Source organism: Lachnoclostridium sp. (assembly GCF_031997925.1).
Lineage (GTDB): Bacteria > Bacillota > Clostridia > Lachnospirales > Lachnospiraceae > Lachnoclostridium.
In genome coordinates this window covers 71,748-94,543 of the sequence record NZ_DAMADT010000006.1, presented here as the reverse complement: position 1 = coordinate 94,543, position 22,796 = coordinate 71,748, and the positions used below count along the sequence as shown (strand labels likewise).

At 34.1% G+C, this 22,796-nt stretch carries 17 protein-coding genes; all 17 read left to right on the top strand.

Annotation, left to right across the window (positions count from 1 at the left end; translation table 11 throughout):
• Positions 1 to 311 precede the first annotated feature (311 nt).
• Complete coding sequence (locus RTP52_RS06360; protein WP_312106887.1) at positions 312 to 1,124, top strand: peptidylprolyl isomerase; 813 nt, start codon at positions 312 to 314, stop codon at positions 1,122 to 1,124.
• Positions 1,125 to 1,178: 54 nt separating this feature from the next.
• Positions 1,179 to 1,751 (top strand): hypothetical protein, encoded by a 573-nt coding sequence (locus tag RTP52_RS06355; RefSeq protein WP_312106885.1) that lies wholly within the window; start codon positions 1,179 to 1,181, stop codon positions 1,749 to 1,751.
• A gap of 65 nt (positions 1,752 to 1,816) precedes the next feature.
• Entirely contained in the window at positions 1,817 to 2,491 is a 675-nt protein-coding gene (locus RTP52_RS06350) for a response regulator transcription factor (RefSeq protein WP_312106884.1), read from the top strand.
• Entirely contained in the window at positions 2,491 to 3,999 is a 1,509-nt protein-coding gene (locus RTP52_RS06345; RefSeq protein WP_312106883.1) for a sensor histidine kinase, read from the top strand. Before RTP52_RS06350 ends, RTP52_RS06345 begins: the two co-directional genes overlap by 1 nt.
• Before the next feature lie 96 nt (positions 4,000 to 4,095).
• Positions 4,096 to 4,791 carry a hypothetical protein gene (locus RTP52_RS06340; RefSeq protein ID WP_312106882.1) on the top strand — a complete coding sequence of 232 codons (696 nt, stop codon included), beginning with the start codon at positions 4,096 to 4,098 and terminating at the stop codon, positions 4,789 to 4,791.
• 41 nt (positions 4,792 to 4,832) lie between these two features.
• A complete protein-coding gene (locus RTP52_RS06335; protein WP_312369951.1) occupies positions 4,833 to 5,225 on the top strand; it encodes a PH domain-containing protein in 393 nt (130 codons plus the stop codon).
• A gap of 312 nt (positions 5,226 to 5,537) precedes the next feature.
• Entirely contained in the window at positions 5,538 to 6,857 is a 1,320-nt protein-coding gene (locus tag RTP52_RS06330) for an aspartate kinase (RefSeq protein ID WP_312369949.1), read from the top strand.
• 381 nt (positions 6,858 to 7,238) lie between these two features.
• Complete coding sequence (locus RTP52_RS06325) at positions 7,239 to 8,234, top strand: LacI family DNA-binding transcriptional regulator (protein ID WP_312100311.1); 996 nt, start codon at positions 7,239 to 7,241, stop codon at positions 8,232 to 8,234.
• A 152-nt stretch (positions 8,235 to 8,386) separates the two neighbouring features.
• Positions 8,387 to 10,138 (top strand): glycoside hydrolase family 13 protein, encoded by a 1,752-nt coding sequence (locus RTP52_RS06320; protein ID WP_312369947.1) that lies wholly within the window; start codon positions 8,387 to 8,389, stop codon positions 10,136 to 10,138.
• A 121-nt stretch (positions 10,139 to 10,259) separates the two neighbouring features.
• Entirely contained in the window at positions 10,260 to 11,711 is a 1,452-nt protein-coding gene (malQ, locus tag RTP52_RS06315) for a 4-alpha-glucanotransferase (protein ID WP_312369945.1), read from the top strand.
• A gap of 24 nt (positions 11,712 to 11,735) precedes the next feature.
• The gene (locus tag RTP52_RS06310) at positions 11,736 to 13,985 is read left to right on the top strand and encodes a glycogen/starch/alpha-glucan phosphorylase (protein ID WP_312369944.1); all 2,250 of its coding nucleotides are present in this window, start codon (positions 11,736 to 11,738) and stop codon (positions 13,983 to 13,985) included.
• A 178-nt stretch (positions 13,986 to 14,163) separates the two neighbouring features.
• Positions 14,164 to 15,459, top strand: a complete 1,296-nt coding sequence (locus RTP52_RS06305; protein ID WP_312369942.1) for an extracellular solute-binding protein — start codon at positions 14,164 to 14,166, stop codon at positions 15,457 to 15,459.
• A 140-nt stretch (positions 15,460 to 15,599) separates the two neighbouring features.
• The gene (locus RTP52_RS06300; protein WP_312106056.1) at positions 15,600 to 16,994 is read left to right on the top strand and encodes a carbohydrate ABC transporter permease; all 1,395 of its coding nucleotides are present in this window, start codon (positions 15,600 to 15,602) and stop codon (positions 16,992 to 16,994) included.
• On the top strand, positions 16,994 to 17,860 hold the full coding sequence (locus RTP52_RS06295) for a sugar ABC transporter permease (RefSeq protein ID WP_312106055.1): 867 nt from the start codon (positions 16,994 to 16,996) through the stop codon (positions 17,858 to 17,860). The genes RTP52_RS06300 and RTP52_RS06295 overlap by 1 nt, the downstream gene beginning before the upstream one ends.
• A gap of 199 nt (positions 17,861 to 18,059) precedes the next feature.
• Complete coding sequence (locus RTP52_RS06290) at positions 18,060 to 19,790, top strand: alpha-amylase family glycosyl hydrolase (protein ID WP_312369939.1); 1,731 nt, start codon at positions 18,060 to 18,062, stop codon at positions 19,788 to 19,790.
• Between the two features lie 198 nt (positions 19,791 to 19,988).
• Positions 19,989 to 21,944 (top strand): amylo-alpha-1,6-glucosidase, encoded by a 1,956-nt coding sequence (locus RTP52_RS06285; protein WP_312369937.1) that lies wholly within the window; start codon positions 19,989 to 19,991, stop codon positions 21,942 to 21,944.
• A gap of 240 nt (positions 21,945 to 22,184) precedes the next feature.
• Positions 22,185 to 22,796, top strand: a 612-nt coding sequence (locus RTP52_RS06280) for an alpha-amylase family glycosyl hydrolase (protein ID WP_312369936.1), incomplete at its 3' end; no start/stop codon positions are given.

Here is a 22,796-nt window from a genome sequence, read left to right as displayed (position 1 = left end):
GAAATTCGAATTCTTTCTGATTAACCATCTAACTAGATTAAAACTCCTTCAAAATATATTAGCATGAAAACTAGGAATCGAGGGAATTCTTAGAATGGTAACCAATTGCTTTTGTACATCAATTAAATATGTACTCATATGGAAATTATTCTACCATTAGTGTATGGATTAAGCAACTGTTTTGCTTCCGTTGTATTTTCCAACAAAATATGATACGATACAAAAGTAAAAATCGAAAATATAATTACTTTTGAAACTATGTTAACCAAACATTATGATACTAATATAAGAAAAAATTAAGGGAGAAAACCATGCATAAGAAATTAGGAATTATGATATTATGTGGAGCCATGGCGATTAGTTTAATTGGATGTGGTTTAAAAAATAAAGGAAATAATGAGGGATCATCATCCATTACACAAGAGGAGTCAAATAATGGAGGTGTAGTAGAGGAACCAACCCTTACCAAAGAAGCAAAAAAATTATATCAGTTTAAAGATGTTAAGAAAGGTGATACAATAGCCGAAATCAATGTAAAAGACTTCGGCACGATTAAGATAAAATTATTTGGGAAGGAAGCTCCAAAAGCAGTCGAGAACTTTGTAGCACATGCAAAGGATGGATATTATGATGGAGTTACGTTTCATCGTATCATTGAGGATTTTATGATTCAAGGTGGCGATCCACTGGGAACAGGTTTTGGTGGTGAAAGTATCTATGGTGAGCCATTCGAAGATGAATTTTCTAATGACTTATATCCTTTCCGTGGTGCGCTTTGTATGGCGAATAGCGGAGCGAATACGAATGGTAGTCAGTTCTTTATTGTGCAAGCTGATTCTGAGCAGGTCAATCGTTTAAAGGATCTAGCAAAGGAATATTATGATTTATCCTTTATAGATTATGTACAAAAGGCATATGGTGTAAGTTTATCATCAAGTGAATTAAATCAATTTCTAACCTATGGAGGAACCCCATGGTTAACTAAGAAACATACTGTGTTTGGACAAGTTATCGAAGGATTTGATGTATTAGATGCTATTGCAGAAACCGAGAAGGCTGACGATCAAGGAACGCCTAAGACTCCAGTCGTGATAGAAAATATTAATATTTCTGAAGTTGATTAAGGAGATTCTTGCAGGAAATATAAGTTACATTTTATAAAGAAGGGGGAATAGGGATTGTTTGAATTTGATGGATATGGTTATGCAACTGTGAAAGAGATGGATTTAGCTAAGAAGGAAGCTGAATCGATTGCTTATATTAAAAGCAGAACTGACTTTAAGGATAGAGAAAAGCTGAAAAAACTATATGAAGGATTAATAGAAAAGCAATCCTTTGTTACTCCGACTGGTATCAATTTTCTTAGAGAAGTACAAAAAGAACTAAATGCATTCTCTGATAAAGCGGTAAGCCCGGTATTTGTAACAGTACCAACAGAGATGAAAAAGGGTTCTTATGTACGTAGCGCATCTTTTCAACAGATGTCCGAAGGACAAAAACAAGCAAAAAAAGATGTATTACAAGGGAAATTAAGAAATCTGCGTATTATCAATGCTTTTTTAATCGTAATCATAATTGGAATGTTTGTATCTGTGTTACTAGGTAATAATTCCCCTATAGATGCTGAGGTGAAGATTCGAACTAAGTATTCCGTATGGGAGAAGGAATTGACAGAAAGAGAAAACGCTATACTTGAAAGAGAAAACGCTATACTTGAAAATGAAAAAGCACTGCAAGAGAAAGAAAACTAAGTTTAAGGTTTTCACAAATTCTACATAGATATTTGCTATGCTGTAGAAAAGGGTGGAGGTACGAAATGGAACGCTTAAAAGTTTTAGTAGTAGATGATGAAAGCAGGATGCGTAAATTAGTAAAGGATTTCCTTTCTCGTAGTAATTATGACGTATTAGAAGCAGAGAATGGAGAGCAGGCAGTTGATATATTCTTTGAGCAAAAAGATATTTCCTTAATTATTCTAGATGTGATGATGCCAAAGATGGATGGATGGCAAGTATGTAGAGAAATCCGTAAATATTCTAAGATCCCAATCATTATGCTTACTGCAAAAAGTGATGAGAAAGATGAATTGTTAGGGTTTGAACTAGGTGTGGATGAATATATTTCAAAACCATTTAGTCCTAAAATCTTAGTTGCACGTGTAGAAGCCATTGTGCGTCGAACAATACAAACTTCGGATGAAACTATGGAAATTGGTGGTATTGTAATAGATAAAGCAGCGCATGAAGTTAAGATAGATGATGTTACGATTGATCTTAGCGTCAAAGAATTTGAACTATTAACTTATTTTATAACCAATAGAGGAGTTGCTTTATCTAGGGAAAAGATTTTAAATAATGTATGGAATTACGATTACTTTGGGGATGCAAGAACCATTGATACTCACGTGAAAAAGCTCCGCAGTAAAATGGGAGATAAGGGCGATTATATCAAAACCATCTGGGGGATGGGATATAAATTCGAGGTGGTATAATGAAACATTCCTTGCGACTAAAAATAACTTTTTTACTTACCATATCAATAGCTTTAACGATATTTTTGTGTTGGGCATTAAATAAATCCTTTTTGACTGATTACTATCAGTATAGTAAGATAAAATCTTTGGATTCAGTATTTTATGAGATTAATAATACTTTCAATGAGAGCAGTCAAAAAGGTTTAACTCCAGAGCAATTAGTAATGATGGATAGTATGATTTCGAAAAACAATGCTAGCGCATATATCACAATGAATGCTAATATTGATGTAGGGCTGGTATATCGATCGAACGGAACTGATCGTGACACTCAACGTGTTAAGAAATCAATGAAAGCATACTTATACGGAAATACGTCAGATACAATGATTGATAAAATGAAATGGATTAAATCCGTTGATAATAAATACGATATTTTTATCCAACATGATGCATTGATGCAGACGAATTACATTGACTTGATTGGAGTATTAGATACTGGATTTTTAGTATTCATACGAACTAACATGGAAAATCTTCAGGCGAGTTCTGCGATATCAAATAATTTCTTAGCGTATGTCGGAATTTTTGTAACTGTTGTTGGTACGATAGTTATGTTCTTTATTAGCAGAAGTTTCACGAAACCTATTTTAGTACTGGAAAACATCGCCAAGAAGATGTCAAACCTGGATTTTAATGCGAAGTATGAAGGAAAGTCTCAAGATGAAATTGGGCAGCTTGGGAATAGTATAAATCTGCTTTCTGAAAAATTAGAACAAACAATTTCTGAATTAAAGGTTGCGAATATTGAATTACAATCCGATATTGAACATAAAGTACAAATTGACGAGATGAGGAAGGAATTCTTATCAAACGTCACTCATGAACTTAAAACACCAATCGCTCTTATACAAGGGTATGCAGAAGGACTCAAAGATAATATTTCGGAGGATGAACAGAGTAGGGAATTTTATTGTGAAGTTATTATTGATGAAGCAATGAAGATGAATAAGATGGTAAAAAAACTACTCAGTTTGAACCAATTAGAATTTGGTAACAATCAACCGGAAATTATTCGTTTTGATGTTATCTCACTTATTAACTCTGTGATTCAATCGACAGATATCCTATGCAAGCAAAAAGAGATTAGGGTAATCTTTGAGGAAAAACAGCCATGTTATGTGTGGGCAGATGAGTACATGATTGAAGAAGTTGTGACGAATTATGTAAGCAATGCAATCAATCATGCAGATGGTGCTAAAATAGTTGAGATCAAATTGATTCATATGGAGAATGTAGTTCGTGTAGCAGTTTTTAATACTGGTGAATTAATTCCAGAAGAGGATTTAGAAAAAGTATGGATTAAGTTCTATAAGGTTGACAAAGCAAGAACACGGGAATATGGTGGAAATGGTATCGGTTTATCCATCGTAAAGGCTATTATGAATGCGCACAACAAAGAATGTGGTGTTGTCAACCACTCAAATGGTGTTGAATTTTGGTTTGAATTAGATATCACAGCATAACATTGAATTTCGTTGCCGAATTGGGAAAAAAGTGGTATGATGAGAGAAGCAATTGAGTGATAAAAAATATAGAATTTACTTCCATAAGGAGGAGATATGTTGAAAAAAAGATTATTGCTATCTTTAGCAGTAGTTTCTATGTTTGGATTAACCGGTTGTGCCAGCTCAATTCGGCTAACGGAAAATGAAAATAATATTGTTGCGGAATATTTAGCAGGGGTATTATTAAGTCAACAAAGGTCTTATGACCAAGCATTAATTGAACCATCACCTACGCCAACCCCGGTACCTACCATAACCCCAACTCCGACTAGTCCTGAAAAGCCTAGTACGGTATCGAATAAGGGAAATAACAGTGGTTATCAGACGGGATCCAATGTGCAGGCGAATGCGGATTTTACTGAAGTAATTGGGATTAAGAATATAACAATAGAATACACTGGTTATGATATGGTAAATAGTTTTTCGGATGAGTATTTTTCCTTAGATGCTTCCAAGGGTAAGCAATTGATGGTAATTAAGTTCAATGTAAAGAACACATCAAAGAATGCTACAAAGCTTCAATTAACAGATGCAGAGATTCAGTATCAGTTAGATATCGATATGGGTACAATAGTGAAACCACAGTTAACTTTTATACTAAATGATTTGCGCTATATTGATTTAGAAATTGGAGGCAAAGAAACCAAAGAAGCTATCGTGATCTTTGAAGTGCCTAAAAAACAAGAGATGAAAACAGCGAATCTCATAATTTCAAAGGATGAGAAAACTGCAATCATTAAATTGAAATAGTGTAGTTTTAGTGTAAGTATATTTTAGTGGGGGAGTTTAACATGGAAGTAGTTTTCAAGGAAAAGAAACGTACAAAGTTGTTTGGTTTACCATTGCACTTTGTTACATATCGCATTGGACCAGATAAAATCAACATACAAAGTGGCTTTTTAACTTTAGTTGAGGATGATGCGTATATGTATAAAGTCCAAGATGTAAGACTGACACGAAGTTTTATGGAAAGAGTATTCCGCCTTGGTACTGTTACCTGTTATACCGGAGATAAGACCCATCCAGAGCTTAAGCTAGTACATATCCGTAAGAGCTCTAGCATAAAGGACTATCTAATGGAGGCTTCAGAAGAGGCTAGAAGAAAACGTAGGGCCATGCATATCCTAGATATTGACGGACAAGAGATTAAAGATATGGATGATGATGACATGGAGGATGAATAATAGATTTTAACCTCGTCAGGGAAGTCCTCCGCTTCTTTAAGCGGGGGTAAGGACTTCCTGCTTCAGCAGGAAGCTCCTGTTTTAAAATGCCACGTAGTGGCAATGAGGTAGAGCTGGTAGCGTAAGAGGACTGCAAATATCCGCTTTGACAGTCAATAAATTAGATTAAGAAAAGTTAATTTTTACATTTTAATATTTTAACGTAGAAAAGTAAGTTTTTATTGAATTTTTTAGCAGAATGAGTTATTATGTCATAAAAATGATTATAGGTTTATCCAAAATCGGAATTTGGGTTTAATGAGGAGAATGAAAATGAAAAAGGTTGTGAAGTTTGGTGGTAGCTCCTTAGCGGATGCGCATCAGTTTGAAAAAGTAGGTAATATCATTCGTTCAGATGAGGATAGAAAATTTGTCATACCATCTGCTCCAGGTAAGAGAGATTCAAAGGATACCAAAATTACGGATATGCTGTACTCTTGTTATGCCTTAGCAGAAGAAGGAAAAGATTTTCTTGATTCTTTAAATAAAATAAAAGATCGTTACCAAGAAATAATCGATGGATTACAATTAAACCTCTCGCTTGATAAAGAGTTTGATCTTATATATAAGAACTTCGAAAGGAAAGCAGGAGATAATTATGCTGCGAGCCGCGGTGAGTACTTAAATGGTATTATCATGGCGAATTATCTTTCGTATGAGTTTGTTGATCCAGCGGATGTCATTTGCTTTAATAAAGATGGTTCTTTTGATTCACAGAAAACAGATAAGCTTTTATCCAAGCGTCTTGCTAAAATTGAACGTGCAGTTATTCCAGGATTTTATGGAGCACTACCAGATGGTACAATTAAAACTTTTTCCCGTGGTGGATCTGACATCACTGGTTCAATCGTGTCAAGGGCTGTGAAGGCAGACGTTTATGAAAACTGGACGGATGTTTCAGGCTTTTTAGTAGCGGATCCAAGAATTATTGAAAAGCCAGCAGGTATTGAGACGATTACTTACAAAGAACTCCGTGAATTATCCTATATGGGAGCTACCGTACTTCATGAAGAAGCCATCTTCCCAGTTCGTAAGGCAGGAATTCCAATTAATATTCGTAATACGAACGCTCCAGAGGATAATGGTACTTGGATTGTAGAATCTACTTGTCATAAGCCAAAGTATACAATTACTGGTATTGCTGGTAAGAAGGGATTTTGTTCAATTAATATAGAGAAAGCGATGATGAATACTGAGGTTGGATTTGGACGTAAGGTACTTGAAGTTTTTGAGAAGAATAACATCTCCTTTGAGCATGTACCATCCGGTATTGATACCTTTACTGTATTTGTTCATCAGTCCGAATTTGAAGAAAAAGAACAAAAGGTATTAGCAGGAATCCATAAGCTTGCCGAACCAGATTCCATTGACATGGAGGCCGATCTTGCACTTATTGCAGTAGTTGGACGTGGCATGAAGGCAATGCGTGGAACTGCTGCTAGAATTTTTGCTGCACTAGCACATGCAGATATTAATATTAAAATGATTGATCAAGGTTCTAGTGAACTTAACATCATTATTGGTGTTAGAAATGAAGATTTTGAAGCTGCTATTAAGGCAATTTATGATATCTTTGTTATCTCAAAATTATAATATCCGTTCAATTACGCCCATGCTGAGCGCACATAATGGGGCTTTTGCTCGATATCTGATGTAAATCTGAAATCGGGCTTGAGCTCCTTTTTTAGTGTATGGAAATACGCTTTTTGTATGTTGTGGCTAGTGATAAATTCTCAATATCAAATCAATGAAGTTTATCAAAAAATTAGAAATAAATATCTTGAATAAATAGAGTAGCAATCAATTTACTATGGTACTATTAGAAATCCTCTTATTTTAGGTATTATAAAAAATCACCAAAAAAATAAGCAATATAATTGTTAAAATATAAATTATATAGAATCATATTGACAAACAAGAAAATGGGTTGTATAGTAATATGCAAGGAAACCGTTTTCCGCAGGAGGCAATTTGATGGTATCGATAAATGACGTAGCGAAAAAAGCAGGAGTAGCAAAATCAACAGTATCCAAGGTTTTGAACAACTATTCTTTAGTAAGTGATGAAACTAGATTAAAAGTTGAAAAGGCAGTGGAGGAATTGGGTTATGTACCAAATTCAGTAGCTGTATCGCTCTCTAAGAAAGTATTTAATAGGGTAGGTTTAATTGTTGATATCCGCCATAACAGCCAATTTGTCGATGAAATCAGCATGCAGTATTTAACAGGTGCCTTTGAAAAAGCAAAAGAATATCAAATAGAAGTGGTAACTTTCTTCAGTTCCCAGTTTGATGAAATGAATTACAAACAAGTAACGGCATATCTAAAATCTCAGAGGATAAATTGTTTAATTATATACAACTTGTCCATAGAGAATAAGAATTTATATAAAATAATTGAAAAACAGGAATTTAACTGTGTCTTAGTTGATTCTCCTATAACAAATGATAGGACTTCCTCAGTATCTCTTGATCATTATTCTGCACAATACGAAGTTGCTAAAAAAACCTTGGAGGAGAATGTCTACATTGACAGAGTATTGTATATAGCAGGCGGAGCAGGTGGTTATATTACCAATAGGCGTCTGGATGCCATGAAGAAGCTACAGGAAGAGTTTGGTTTTGAACTTATTGTAAAATATGGTGATTTTAACGAATATAAAGCTAGAGAAATTACTTTTAAACATGCCAAAAAGTCGAATGCAATTGTTTGTGCATCGGATTTAATGGCGATTGGAGCAGTATTTGCTCTTACAGAAATGGATATTTTCAGACCGGTCTGCGGTTTTGACGGAATTCGCTTAACGGGCTACACGAAGATAGCTATGAACACAGTAAAACAAAACTTTAACCTAAAATCTAAACAGGCATTTGATGAACTAAAGAAGTTGCTTGATGGAGAAAAGGGACAACATACGGAGATACCTTATGAGGTATGTAAAATTGATTATATGGATGTTATTCAAAAATAAGTGGTAATGTCAATATAACTTTTTTAAACTATTCAAGGAAACCGTTTTCCGAAATTGATTTGGAATTTAAAGTTTTGTAAGAATAACATAATAGATATAAAAATAACTTGAATTTACTAGTTTATTTTTTTACAACAGGATTGGAGCTACTTATGAGATTTGAAGCTGTTTATCACAGAACCTCTGATAATTATTGTTATCCTTTCAATGAAGAGGATCTTATTATTAATATAAAAACGGGTCACGATATCGAGAGAGTTTTTATATATTATGGTGATCCTTTTGAAAATGGAATCTTAGGCGGTAATTGGAGATGGAATGGTGTGGAAGAAGAGTTGATTTATAAAAAGAACCTAACACATCATATTTGGTGGACAACGACAGTAAAGCCTAAGTTTAAAAGGTGCAAATATTATTTTAAATTAGTTGCTAAAAATATTTCTTACTATTATTTTGAAGATGGATTCTATACAGAAGCAGAAATGAATCATCAAGGCAAAAATTTAGTATATTTCACATTTCCATGGATGAATAGCATAGATATTAACAAAACACCTAACTGGGTAAATGATACAGTATGGTATCAGATTTTTCCGGAACGTTTTAATAATGGAGATAAAGATAATGACCCGAAGAATGTAAAAGCTTGGGGATTTCATACAGTGAGTAATGGCGAGTTTTATGGGGGGGATTTACAAGGGATTATAAACCGACTGGATTATTTGGCGGATATAGGCATTAACGGAATATATCTAACACCTATTTTTGAAGCAAATTCCAGTCATAAATATGATACCAAAGACTATCTAAAGATTGACCCACATTTTGGTGATGAAAAAGTATTTAAAAACTTGGTGGATGCAGCTCATGAAAAGGGCATCCGTATTATGCTTGACGGTGTTTTTAATCATAGCGGCGATCAGTTTGCTCCATGGCTGGATGTTTTAGAGAATGGGCCTGATTCCAAGTATTTTAACTGGTTTATGATTAACCAATGGCCTTTTAACAAAGAAGATCATAATACAAAGGATGGGTCATTTTATTCCTTTGCTTTTACTTCCAGAATGCCGAAGTTAAATACCAACAACCCTGAGGTTATTAAGTATTTGCTGGATATTGTTGAATACTGGGTGAGAAATTTTGATATTGATGGTCTTAGACTTGACGTAGCGAATGAAGTATCTCACAGATTCTGCAAAGATTTACGAAGGCTGACCAAAGAGTTAAAACCGGATTTTTATATATTAGGTGAGATATGGCATGATGCAATTACCTGGTTGCATGGAGATGAATTTGATGGAGTTATGAATTACCCGCTAGCTACCTCCATAGCAGATTTTTGGGTATATCAAGAGAAAACGAACTATGACTTTGAATGTGCTATTAATCATAACTTCACCATGTATATGCAGCAGACCAATGATGTTTTACTCAACTTATTGGATTCCCATGATACCAATAGGCTCATAGATAAGGTAAAAGATATTGATGTTTTTTACCAGCAGTTGGCAGTAATGTTTACGATGCCGGGTAGTCCATGTATTTATTATGGAACAGAAATAGCAATGGAAGGAAGCTATGATCCGGACTGCCGCAGATGTATGCCTTGGAAAGATATCGATGAAGGGCTTTATAAAGATAGAATTGAAATCATAAAAGCTCTGATTCATATAAGAAAAGTAAACAAAGCTTTTAAAAGCAGACATTTTCATTTTATAGAGGATAAGAACAATCAAAGAGTGATTCATTATATAAAAACAGATGAAGATCATAAACAAGTTGAAGTCATTTTAAATTGTTCTGAGGATAGTATTGTAGTTGAAAGAAAAGGTAATGAATTATTTAGCCTATTAAATGAAGGTACTATTTTAAAACCGAAAGGTGTTTTTATTCAGCAGATATAAAAAAGCGTAGTGAAAAATGCGAGATACAAAACTCGTACACAAGCGTGCTTGCGGTTTTCCAAGTAAAAAAGATTCATTTTTAGTTACACTCTTAGCTAGCTATTGAAGGAGAAAAAGATTTATGAGAGAAGCAGGAATACTATTACCTTTATCATCCTTACCGTCAAATCATGGAATTGGTGATATGGGATCCTATAGTTTTGAATTGATTGATTTATTAAAAACGGGTGGCTTTCACATATGGCAGATATTACCCCTTAATCCTTTGGGATATGGTAGTTCACCTTACCAGCCATACTCCTCATTTGCAGGTGATGAGATTTATATAAGTCTTGATGAATTATATAAGGATGGTTTATTAACAAAGAAACCGCCAAAGTTTCAAAAAAATAGTAAATCTGTTGATTATGAGAAAGTAAGAAACTATAAAGAAATTTATTTAAAAGAAGCTTTTCTTAATTTTACAGAGGATTCTGATTATAAGGAATTTATAAAACAAGAATGGGTGTATCTTTATGCCGTATTTCTTACACTAAAAAAGAAGAATGAATTAAAGTGTTGGAATGAATGGGATAAGGAACAGAAGGAATGGATAAGAACAAGAGAGTTTGATGTATCTGTATATGAAGAAGAAATACGGTATGAAATGTTTGTCCAGTATATCTTCTACAAACAATGGATGAAAGTAAAGACTTATGCGAATGAAAATGGCATTCGAATTATGGGTGATATTCCATTCTATGTAGGAATAGACTCTTTAGATGTCTGGGCGAACCAGGAGTGCTTTTTATTAGGAGCTGATGGAAAACCGACATTTGTTGCGGGGGTACCGCCGGATTATTTTAGTGCTACTGGTCAAAGATGGGGAAATCCAATCTATAACTGGGATTATTTAAAAAAGCAAAATTATCAGTTTTGGTTAGACAGGATTGCTTATAACAGTAAACTGTTTGATATTATCCGTATTGATCATTTCCGCGCTTTCGATACTTATTGGAAGATACCTGCCACCTGCGAAACTGCTGTGGAAGGTGAATGGTTAGAAGCACCTGGATATGAAGTGTTTGACTTAATCGTTAAGAAGTTTCCAGAAGTTGAAATTATTGCAGAAGACTTAGGGGATTTAAGGGAAGAAGTTCATGTGCTTAAAAACCATTATGGATTAAAGGGAATGAAAATCGTTCAATTTACATTTGATCCAAATGAAAATAATAATAATTTTGAAGATACCCAAAATATGGTGATCTATACAGGAAGTCATGACAATCAAACGATAAGAGGCTGGTATTTATCTCAGGATAAAAAAACACAGAATGGGATTAGAAAATCTCTTAAGAAATCAGGCTATGACGATAGAATCATCTCCAAACGATTTGTAAGACTTACGTTAGATAGTATTGCAGAAATGGCAATCCTGCCGTTACAGGATTTAATTAATTTGGGTGATGAAGCCAGAATTAATACTCCTGGTACACTAGGCTCACCTAATTGGGAATGGAAATTAGATAGCTTTCGTAAACTTAAAAAAGAAATCGGTAATTTAAAGGAATGCGTAATTGCTAGCAGACGGTAATTTTGACATAGGGAAGGAGCAGGAATGTTAGTAGAGATATTACAGAAAAAGTATAATAAAACACTTAAGGAATGTAGTAACGCAGAAATATATTTTGGCTTACTAGAAATGACCAAAGTAATGGCTGAGAAAAAATATAGGAAAGATACAAATAAAAAGATTTATTATATTTCAGCAGAGTTTTTAATCGGTAAGTTATTATCCAATAACCTAATCAATTTAGGGATTTATGATGAAATCAGAGAAGAATTAAAACAACATGGTAAATCAATTACAGAAGTTGAGAGCATTGAACTAGAACCATCCCTTGGGAATGGTGGTCTTGGAAGATTAGCAGCATGTTTCCTTGATTCTATAGCATCACTTGGACTCAATGGGGATGGTATTGGATTAAACTATCATTTTGGATTATTCCGACAGGTTTTTAAAGATTGTCTTCAGAAGGAAACCATTAATCCTTGGATTACAGATGAGAGCTGGCTTATAAAGAGAGATAAATCTTATACAGTAAATTTCAAGGATTTCACAGTAAAATCAAAGCTTTATGATATAGCTGTTACAGGTTATGATAATCGTACGAATTGGCTGCATTTATTTGATATAGAAACGGTTGATGAATCCATAGTAAAAGAAGGAATTTCCTTTGAAAAAGCAGATATCGAGAAAAACCTTACGTTATTCTTATATCCGGATGACAGTGATGAAAAAGGCGAACTTTTAAGAATTTATCAGCAGTATTTCATGGTAAGCAACGCTGCTCAGATGATCTTAGAAGAGTGCATCCTTAAGGGAAGTAATCTGCATGATTTATACGATTATGCGGTAATTCAGATTAATGACACCCATCCGACTATGGTAATACCGGAATTAATTCGCTTACTTATGGAGCGAGGCATTGAAATGGATGAGGCAATTGATATCGTTTCTAAAACCTGTGCTTATACGAACCATACTATTTTATCAGAAGCGTTAGAAAAATGGCCTGTGAAATATCTAAATAAAGTAGTACCTCACTTACTTCCGATTATCGAAGTGTTAGATAATAAAGTAAGAGAACAATTTGATGATCCTACGGTAGCAATTATTGATGAGCAGGAAAGAGTGCATATGGCACATATTGATATACACTATGGCTTTAGTGTAAATGGTGTTGCAGCACTTCACACAGATATCTTAAAACAAAATGAGTTAAACAATTTTTATAAGATTTATCCTGAAAAATTTAATAATAAAACCAATGGAATTACATTCCGTCGCTGGTTAATGCACTGTAATTATCCTTTAACTTCATACTTATCAGATTTAATTGGAGATGGATTTAAAAAGGATGCTAACCAATTGGAAAAACTTCTGAAATTTAAAGAAGACACTACCGTATTAAATACCTTACTTGATATTAAATATAAGAACAAAAAAGCTCTTAAAGAGTATTTGTTCAAGACTCAGGGTATTGAAATTGATGAAACTTCTATCTTTGATATTCAGATCAAACGTTTGCATGAATATAAGAGACAGCAAATGAATGCTTTATATATCATTCATAAATATCTAGAAATTAAGAATGGCAAAAAACCTGCAACTCCAATTACATTAATATTTGGAGCAAAAGCAGCCCCTGCTTATATTATTGCGAAAGACATTATCCATTTGATTTTATGTCTTCAGGAATTAATAAATAATGATAAAGATGTGAATCCTTATCTAAAAGTAGTTATGGTAGAAAATTATAATGTAACATTAGCTGAAAAATTAATTCCGGCATGTGATATATCAGAACAAATTTCTTTGGCGTCAAAGGAAGCCAGCGGTACCGGCAATATGAAATTTATGCTTAACGGGGCTATTACACTGGGTACTATGGACGGAGCAAACGTTGAGATTGCAGAATTGGTTGGTGAAGACAATATTTACATCTTTGGTGAGTCCAGCGAAGAAGTAATTTCACATTATGAAAACAGAGATTATGTTTCGAAAGTTTACTACAATAAAGATGAAGAAATCCGTCAAATGGTTGACTTTATTGTAAGTGATACCTTAATGAACATTGGTAAAAAAGAGAATTTAGAACGCCTATTCAATGAACTAATCAACAAAGACTGGTTTATGACTCTGTTAGATATTAAAGAATACATTCAGAAAAAAGAAGAAATAATTGCAGATTATGAAAATAGAGAAAAATGGTCAAAAATGATGTTAGAAAACATCAGCAGAGCTGGATTCTTCTCTTCTGACAGAACTATATTAGAGTACAATCAGGATATTTGGAATGTATAAGTAGTTATCAATAACGAAGTAAAATGTAAAAACATGTTATGTTCAAAACGTGTTTTAATAAAAATGTGCTATATGTAAAACATGTTTTGTAAGGAACATATATGTTTAGGGCATTTTATGATATAAGTTTTAATGACGAAAGTCATCTTAAAATTAAATTTAAAGGAGAGGTAAATTTATGAAAAAGAAACTTGTTGGATTATTAATGGTTACCACATTAGTAGCTTCTTTAGTTGGCTGTGGTAAAAAAGCAGAAACCCCATCAACAGAAAACGGAAAAACAGAAGCAACAGAGGCACCTAAAGCAACTGAAACACCTGCAAAAGCAGAGGATGTTACTTTAAAAGTATGGGCACCTGAAAATCAGATCAAGGATGGAACAATGGATTCTATGACAAAATCCTTCCAGGCATTACATCCAGAATGGAACATTACGTTTACTATTGAAACACAGGGTGAAGATACAGCAAAAGATGAAATCTTAAAAGATGTTGGAGCAGCAGGCGACGTATTCTTCTTTGCTAACGATCAATTAAATGAGCTTGTAAAAGCAGGTGCAATTGCAAGACTTGGTGGATCTACAGAAGAGATGGTTAAGACAACTATGGCTGAATCAGTTGTTAACACAGTAACAGTAGATAATGCTATTTATGCAATTCCTTTTACACATAACACATTCTTTATGTACTATGATAAATCACTTTTAAACGATAATGATATTAAATCCATTGAAGGCATTATGGCAAAAGAAACTCCTTCTAATGTATACAATTTCTATTTTGAATCAGCAGGTGGCTGGAAATTAGGTGCTTGGTACTATGGTGCAGGTTTATCAATCTATGGTGATAGCCAGACAGATTTTGCAGCAGGTGCAAACTGGAACAATGCAACAGGTGTTGCTGTAACAAATTACTTAATCGATTTAATTAAGAATCCAAAAACAGCTTTTGATGGCGAAATTTCCTTATCCGAATTAGCAGGAGATCATAGAATCGGTGCTTGGTTTGACGGTTCTTGGAACTATAAATTATACAAAGATGCGCTAGGCGATGATTTAGGTTTAGCAGTAATTCCAACATTTAATCCAGATGGTAATGACTATCAGTTAAAGAGTTTCTACGGTTCCAAAGCAATCGGTGTTAACTCTCATGCAGCTAATCCTGCTGTAGCAGTAGCTTTTGCTGCATACCTTGGAAGTGAAGAAATGCAATTACAACGTTTTGAAGAAACTGGTCAGGTTCCTACAAACCTTAAAGCTGGTGAATCAGCAGCAGTTCAGGCAGACGAAGTAGCTAAAGTTATTGTAGAAGAAGCTAATGTTGCATCTGTAATGCAGCCTACATCCTCAGAATTCAGTTCAAGATACTGGGCAAATGCAGGTGGTATCGCTACTGAAATCAGAAGCGGTGCGTTAAATAAAGATAATGTACAACAAAAATTAGATACCTTTGTTTCCACATTAAAAGTAGAATAAAAACAGTGTGATACGATTATAAAGATAAGAATAAGATTTACAATAAATTGATTTTAATATTTTAGAATAAAATATTGTAAATGGGGTGGCTGCGCATAACTTGCAGCTCCCCCTTCTATCTTAAGAAAAGGAGTTGGATTATGCCTGGCAAAAAGAAAAAGAGTTCAAGTATGAATACTTCTATACGAGATGTAAACTTTAGAACTGCTTTTATTCAAGGAAATGGAATTACTAAACTGTCTGCAGTAATCTTTGGTTTAGGCAATCTTCTTCATAAGCAGATTATCCGTGGTTTAATTATGCTGTCCGTAGAAATTGCTTATATTTATTACATGATAAGTTTTGGTTTAAATTCAATTAAAAACTTTATGACATTAGGAACCAGAGTACAGGAGGAGGTTTTTAATGAAGCAAAACAGATTTATGAGTATGTAACAGGGGATAATTCCATGTTGTGCCTGCTATATGGTGTTATAACCATAGTTCTAACTCTTGGCTTTATTTTGTTTTTAATAACTTCTGTAAAGAGTGCTTATGGTACTCAGAAAAAAATTGAACTGGGAAAACCTGTTCCAACCTTTAAAGATGATTTAAGCTCCTTACTGGAACAAAATCTTCATAAGACTTTATTATTTACACCAATGATTGGAATATTATGCTTTACTATTATTCCTCTGTTTTTTATGGCTTTAATTGCATTTACCAGTTATGATAGAAATCATCAGCCACCAGGAAATTTATTTAGCTGGGTAGGACTTGATAATTTTATAGCCATGTTTTCAAAAGGTAGTAAATTATCACATACATTTTGGCCAGTTCTTGGCTGGACAATTATTTGGGCAATTTTTGCTACATTTACCTGTTATATTTTAGGGATGCTATTAGCTATGCTAATCAATCGTGAAGGCACAAGAATGAAAGGATTCTGGAGATTTATCTTTGCATTATCCATTGCAGTGCCTCAATTTGTATCCTTACTTACAATGAGAACAATTTTTAATGCCAATGGACCTGTTAATGTATTGCTTCGACAAATTGGAGTTATTGGTACTACTCAGTCCGTACCATTTTTTACAGATCCAACACTGGCTAAGATAACAATTATTTGTATTAATATTTGGATTGGTGTACCTTTTACTATGTTAACAACCACTGGGATTTTACAAAACATACCAAAAGAGTTGTATGAAGCGGCAAAAGTAGATGGTGCCAACGCGTTTGTTACATTTTTTAAAATTACGTTACCTTACATGTTATTTGTTACTACACCAACTTTAATTACTGCTTTTGCTGGTAATATTAATAACTTCAACGTTATATTCTTATTATCAGGCGGCGGTCCTGAATCACTTGATTATTATTATGCTGGAAAAACAGACTTGTTAGTTACCTGGTTATATAAACTGACAATTACAAATAAAGACTACAACCTTGGTGCCGTTATCAGTATTTTGGTATTTATTATAATGGCAACGTTAACATTATTAACCTATCGTCGTACAGGTTCTTATAAAGATGAGGAGGCATTCCAATAATGAAAAGACAAACTATGAAAATGAGACAATCAATTACTAACTTTATTGTCCATGTGTTTTTAGCCGTCCTTGGATTTATATGGGTTTTACCTATCTTCTTTGTAATATTAACTTCGCTACGTAAAGAAGCTGGACAATATAAAAGCTATATTTTCCCAAGAGCTTATACACTGGATAATTACAAAAATCTTTTTAACCAAGCAAGCAGTTTAACATTTGGCAGATGGTTTATCAATACTTTAATTGTAGCTATCTTCACTTGTATTTTTTCTGCATTCTTTGTATTATGTGTATCTTATGTTATGTCAAGATTAAGATTTAAAATGCGTAAGAAATTTTTAAATATTGCCATGATTTTAGGAATGTTCCCTGGTTTCATGTCCATGTATGCGATTTACTTTATATTAAAGGGATTCGGTATGCTGGAAGCGGGACCCCTTAAATTAGTAGCACTGGTCATGGTATATTCGGGTGGCGCAGGGTTAGGTTTCCTAGTGGCAAAAGGTTTTTTTGATACCATACCTAAAACCATTGATGAGGCTGCATTTATTGATGGAGCAACGAAATGGGATGTATTTCGTAAAATCACAATACCTTTATCAAAACCGATTATTGTTATAACTATTTTGAACGCCTTTATGGCACCATGGGTAGATTACATTTTCGCAAAAGTTATCCTTGGTCAGGATAGAAAATATTATACCGTTGCCATTGGCTTATGGACCATGTTAGAGAAAGAGTTCGTTGAATATTATTATACCCAGTTCTTTGCAGGCTGTGTATTAATATCAATTCCAATTGCAATTCTTTTCTTAAATATACAAAGATTCTATGTAGAAGGTGTATCTGGTGCCGTAAAAGGTTAAAACTGATTGAATCATAAAAAAATATAATTATGCTATAACATTCGGAGCTTGAGTATCCGCTTTAAAGAATAGTAAAAGAAGTACTGTAAAGCTTTCGTTTCAGTACTTCTTTTTATATCCAAGTGTGATAATAAAAATTTTTGTAAAGAAAATCGCGAAACTATTCGCTTTGCATCGGTATCTTGGAGGAGGATTGGTGATGAAGAAGAGAATTTTATTGATAAGCTGTCTTATGTTTGTCCTGTTAGCGGTAAGCGGGTGTAAAAAGGCTGATATAAATCAGAATCCGTCTGACTTAAATCAGGAAGATAGTCAAAAGGAAAAGGAAGAAAATGCTGAAGTCACACCGGAAGGGGAAATGTCTCAGGAAGAAACTAAGGCAGTTGTTCCTTATGATTATGTGCAGGATTTAAATATAATTGATGATAACTACCGTAATTTTTATGAAATATTTGTTTACTCTTTTTATGACAGCAACGGTGACGGCATTGGAGACATAAATGGTGTTATATCCAAGTTAGACTATATTAATGATGGCAATGATGAGACGGATACAGATTTGGGCTTTAACGGGATTTGGCTTATGCCTATTATGCCCTCAACCACATATCATAAATATGATGTGACGGACTATTACGATATTGATTCTCAGTATGGAACATTAGACGATTTTAAAAGGTTGATCTTGGAATGCCATAAACGTGGAATTAATTTAATTATTGATTATGTATTCAATCATACCTCATCAAAACATCCATGGTTTTTAGAAGCAGTTTCTTATCTGGAAAGCTTGAAAGAGGGAGAAGAACCGGATTTAGAAAAATGTCCTTATATAGGATACTATCATTTTACGAAAGATTACAATGGTAGTAAAACATACTATAAGGCAGGAAACTCAGATTGGTATTACGAAGGCGTCTTTTGGGATCAGATGCCGGATTTAGCACTGGAAAATGAAAATGTCAGAAAAGAACTAGAGGATATAGCTAAATTCTGGCTTGATCTTGGTGTAGACGGATTCCGTCTAGATGCAGCGAAAGAATATTATTCTGGGGAAAAAGATAGAAATATTGAAGTACTTAAGTGGTTTACAGACTATGTAAAAAGTGTGAAAGAAGATGCCTATATTGTCGCGGAAGTCTGGGAGGGAGAGGCTACTATAGCAGCTTATTATGAAAGCGGATTTCCAAGTTTATTTAACTTCCCACTTTCCCAACACAATGGATTAATTACAAACACAGCAAGAAGATTGGGTGCTTCTTCTGGAAAAGATTTTGCTAAAACTTTGATTCGATTAAATGAGGAATATAGCAAGGGTAACTCTAAGTTTATCGATGCTCCATTTATCAGCAACCATGATACCACAAGAATATCTGCCCAATGTATCAATAATGAAGATCAAATGAAAATGTCAGCTGGTATGTTATTGACCATGAATGGCAGTCCATATGTCTATTACGGTGAAGAAATCGGTATGAATAGTATGGGAAGCAAGGATGAGAATAAAAGGTTACCTATGCAGTGGTCAGTTGCAGATACCAAGGGAATTACTACTCCGCCGGTTAATGCAGACTCTGTAGAGCAGAAGTTGCCTCCTGTAGATGAGCAAATGAAAGATCCTCTATCACTTTATAATTACTATAAGAGGGCAGTGAGAATACGTAATGAGAACCCGGAAATTGCAAGAGGAGATATGAGTGTAATTGAAGAACTATGCACAAAAGATATCAGCGCAATTAAAAAGGTATATAAAGATAGTGAAATTGTGATTCTTTATAATATTAATACAGAACCAGCGAACATTTCGTTAAAAGATGCAGGTCTTTCAGATTTGAATATCAGAGGATACTTATCCGTGGATGGAAATGCTGTTACAATGTCGGAAGGCGTTGTATCAATGCCTAAATATTCCATAGTTATATTAAAATAAAAGATAGTATCGATGAAAGTTGAAAGAAATAAAGGATATTACCTTAAGAGAGGTTCAAGGAATATAAAGATAGAACTGAGAATGAAAATAATAAAAAAAAGATGTGTGAAAAGAATGCGCAAAAAAGATGTGTAAAAACATTGTTTAAAAAGTTGTGCAATATGATCTGTAAAAAGATGCGCAGGAATGAGGTTAAAAATGAAATTTATATATGGAAAAAATGACTGGAAGACACTAGACAGGGGACAGGAAAACTGTTATTTGATAACCAATGGATTAGGCGGTTATTCTTCTCTTACCATGATTGGTTCTAACAGCCGTAATGATCATGCACTACTAATGGCTTGTACGATAGCACCCAATCATAGATATCATTTAATTACAAGAATGGATGAAGTAATTGAACTGGATAAAGAAAAGTTTAGTCTGTCCAGTCAGGAATATGTTAATCATGCTAAAACCCAAATGGGATTTAAATACTTAAATCAATTTACTTTTCAATATTATCCGGTTTGGGTGTATCAGGTAGAGGGGATTGAGATAAAGAAGACTGTCTTAATGGCTTATGGTGAGAATACAATTGGCATACGTTATGTGATTCATAATAACATGGACAAAGAAGTTAAATTAACAATCACACCACAGCTTCAATTTATTCCTAAAGGAGATACATTAAGTACAAATCAAATTTTTGAGCATAACGATAATACGGTAACAAGTAATGGTATTAAGTTAAACTATAAGACCAACGGAACAGTTGCTGGTTTTCCTGCACAATATACAAAAGATTTATATTATGGTTATGATGCAAGAGACGGACGCGATGCAATTGGTGCGACAGCGTCAAATCATAATATTTCCGTAACAGTAACAGCTTATGATGAAAAGGTATTAGAAGTTATATATAGTACAAATCAAATCGATACTACCATAGATTATATGATAGAAAATGAAACGAAAAGACTGACAGGTCTTGTAAATCAGTCTGAAATAAAAAACGAAATAGGGAAGCAATTAGTAAAAAGTGCGGACCAATTTCTAGTTGATAGAGACTCCACCAAAGGAAAAACCCTTATGGCAGGATACCCATTCTTTGCTGATTGGGGAAGAGATACGATGATTTCCATGGTAGGCTGCTGCATCTCTACAAAGCGGTATGAAGAAGCGAAAAGTATATTCCGTACCTTTATGCAGTATTGTATGAAAGGCTTAATGCCGAACATGTTCCCGGAAGGTGGTAATGATCCTTTATATAACACAGTAGATGCCTCACTCCTTTTTATTGGTGCTGTATATGAGTATTATTTAGAAAGTAATGACCTTGCCTTTGTAGAGGAGGCATATGCCATTATGGAGGATATTATAAAATGGTACAAGCAAGGCACGGATTATCATATTAAAATGGATACAGACGGTTTAATCATGGCCGGAAGTGGATTGGAACAGGTAACTTGGATGGATGTTCGGTTTGAAGATATATTACCAACCCCAAGACATGGCAAACCTGTTGAAATCAATGCTTATTGGTATAATGACTTAAAAGTCATGGGATTGTTTGCTAGATTATTAGGTAGAGAAGACATCCAGTATGAAGAACTTGCAGAGTTAGTAAGAGTCAGCTTTTCAGAAAAATTCTGGAATGAATCCGAGCATTGTTTAAAGGATTTAGTTTCGGGAGAAGATGCGGACAATCAAATTCGTTGTAACCAAATATGGGCAGTATCCCAACCATTTTCTTTATTGGATAAGGAAAAGGAGAAGATGGTTGTCAGTAAAGTATATGAAACCTTATATACTCCATATGGACTTCGCAGCTTAAGTAAACATGACAAAGCCTTTAAAGCCATTTACGGAGGTTCACACTTTAATCGTGATATGGCTTATCATCAGGGAACTGTTTGGTCATTTCCTTTAGGTGCTTATTATTTGGCTTATCTTAAAGTAAATGATGATAGACCAGAAGCTGCTAATAGGGTAAAAGAACAGCTGGAAGCTTTAGAAGCTTGTATGAGAGAAGGCTGTATCGGACAAATTGCAGAGATATATGACGGAGAAAATCCTACGATATCTCAAGGGTGCTTTGCGCAAGCTTGGAGTGTCAGCGAGTTATTAAGAGTTTTTGCTAAACTTGAGAAAGTAGAAAAAAATCTTTAATTTCTTTTAAACAGAAGACTGTGCTTGCGTCATCCTTAGCACAATCTTCCGACAATATTAAGCAGAGAGTATCACATTGGTAATAAAAAATATTTTAATTAAATGACAAAAACAGAGTCGTTGAATGACAAAAACACAGTTCGTATTGAATGATAATAATGCAGTGTGTATTGAATGATAATAACACAGTTTATATTAATTGACAAAACACAGAAATAGGAAGACTAGAGGTGTATTAACGTGGTAAAAAAATGGTGGCACAGTTCGGTTGTATATCAGATATATCCAAGAAGTTTTAATGATAGTAATGGAGATGGAATAGGCGATCTGAAGGGTATTATTGAAAAATTAGATTATCTTAAGAATCTAGGAATAGATGTGATTTGGTTAAGTCCTGTTTTTAAGTCCCCAAATGATGATAACGGCTATGATATCAGCGATTATAAGGATATCATGGATGAGTTTGGTACTTTAGAAGATATGGAGCTTCTTTTAAAGGAAGCAAATAAAAGAGGTATAAAAATTCTTATGGACTTGGTTGCTAATCATACATCCGATGAGCATAAATGGTTTATTGAAGCAAAGAAGTCGAAAGATAACGCTTACAGGGATTATTATATATGGAGAGATCCGATTGATGGTCATGAACCGAATGATTTAGGCTCTACTTTCTCCGGCAGTGCATGGGAATGGGATGAAACAACAGGACAATATTATTTGCATTTATTTAGCAAGAAGCAGCCAGATTTAAACTGGGAAAATCCTAAAGTTAGAGAAGAGATCTGGAAATCTATGAATTTTTGGATAGATAAAGGCATCGGTGGATTTAGAATGGATGTTATTGAGCTTCTC

Coding starts and splice junctions, on each gene's coding strand:
- malQ (WP_312369945.1), top strand. CDS start 10,260: ATGAGAGAAGCAGGAATACTATTACCTTTATCATCCTTACCGTCAAAT.
- RTP52_RS06295 (WP_312106055.1), top strand. CDS start 16,994: ATGAAAAGACAAACTATGAAAATGAGACAATCAATTACTAACTTTATT.
- RTP52_RS06285 (WP_312369937.1), top strand. CDS start 19,989: ATGAAATTTATATATGGAAAAAATGACTGGAAGACACTAGACAGGGGA.
- RTP52_RS06345 (WP_312106883.1), top strand. CDS start 2,491: ATGAAACATTCCTTGCGACTAAAAATAACTTTTTTACTTACCATATCA.
- RTP52_RS06350 (WP_312106884.1), top strand. CDS start 1,817: ATGGAACGCTTAAAAGTTTTAGTAGTAGATGATGAAAGCAGGATGCGT.
- RTP52_RS06310 (WP_312369944.1), top strand. CDS start 11,736: ATGTTAGTAGAGATATTACAGAAAAAGTATAATAAAACACTTAAGGAA.
- RTP52_RS06300 (WP_312106056.1), top strand. CDS start 15,600: ATGCCTGGCAAAAAGAAAAAGAGTTCAAGTATGAATACTTCTATACGA.
- RTP52_RS06320 (WP_312369947.1), top strand. CDS start 8,387: ATGAGATTTGAAGCTGTTTATCACAGAACCTCTGATAATTATTGTTAT.
- RTP52_RS06360 (WP_312106887.1), top strand. CDS start 312: ATGCATAAGAAATTAGGAATTATGATATTATGTGGAGCCATGGCGATT.
- RTP52_RS06325 (WP_312100311.1), top strand. CDS start 7,239: ATGGTATCGATAAATGACGTAGCGAAAAAAGCAGGAGTAGCAAAATCA.
- RTP52_RS06305 (WP_312369942.1), top strand. CDS start 14,164: ATGAAAAAGAAACTTGTTGGATTATTAATGGTTACCACATTAGTAGCT.
- RTP52_RS06290 (WP_312369939.1), top strand. CDS start 18,060: ATGAAGAAGAGAATTTTATTGATAAGCTGTCTTATGTTTGTCCTGTTA.
- RTP52_RS06340 (WP_312106882.1), top strand. CDS start 4,096: ATGTTGAAAAAAAGATTATTGCTATCTTTAGCAGTAGTTTCTATGTTT.
- RTP52_RS06335 (WP_312369951.1), top strand. CDS start 4,833: ATGGAAGTAGTTTTCAAGGAAAAGAAACGTACAAAGTTGTTTGGTTTA.
- RTP52_RS06330 (WP_312369949.1), top strand. CDS start 5,538: ATGAAAAAGGTTGTGAAGTTTGGTGGTAGCTCCTTAGCGGATGCGCAT.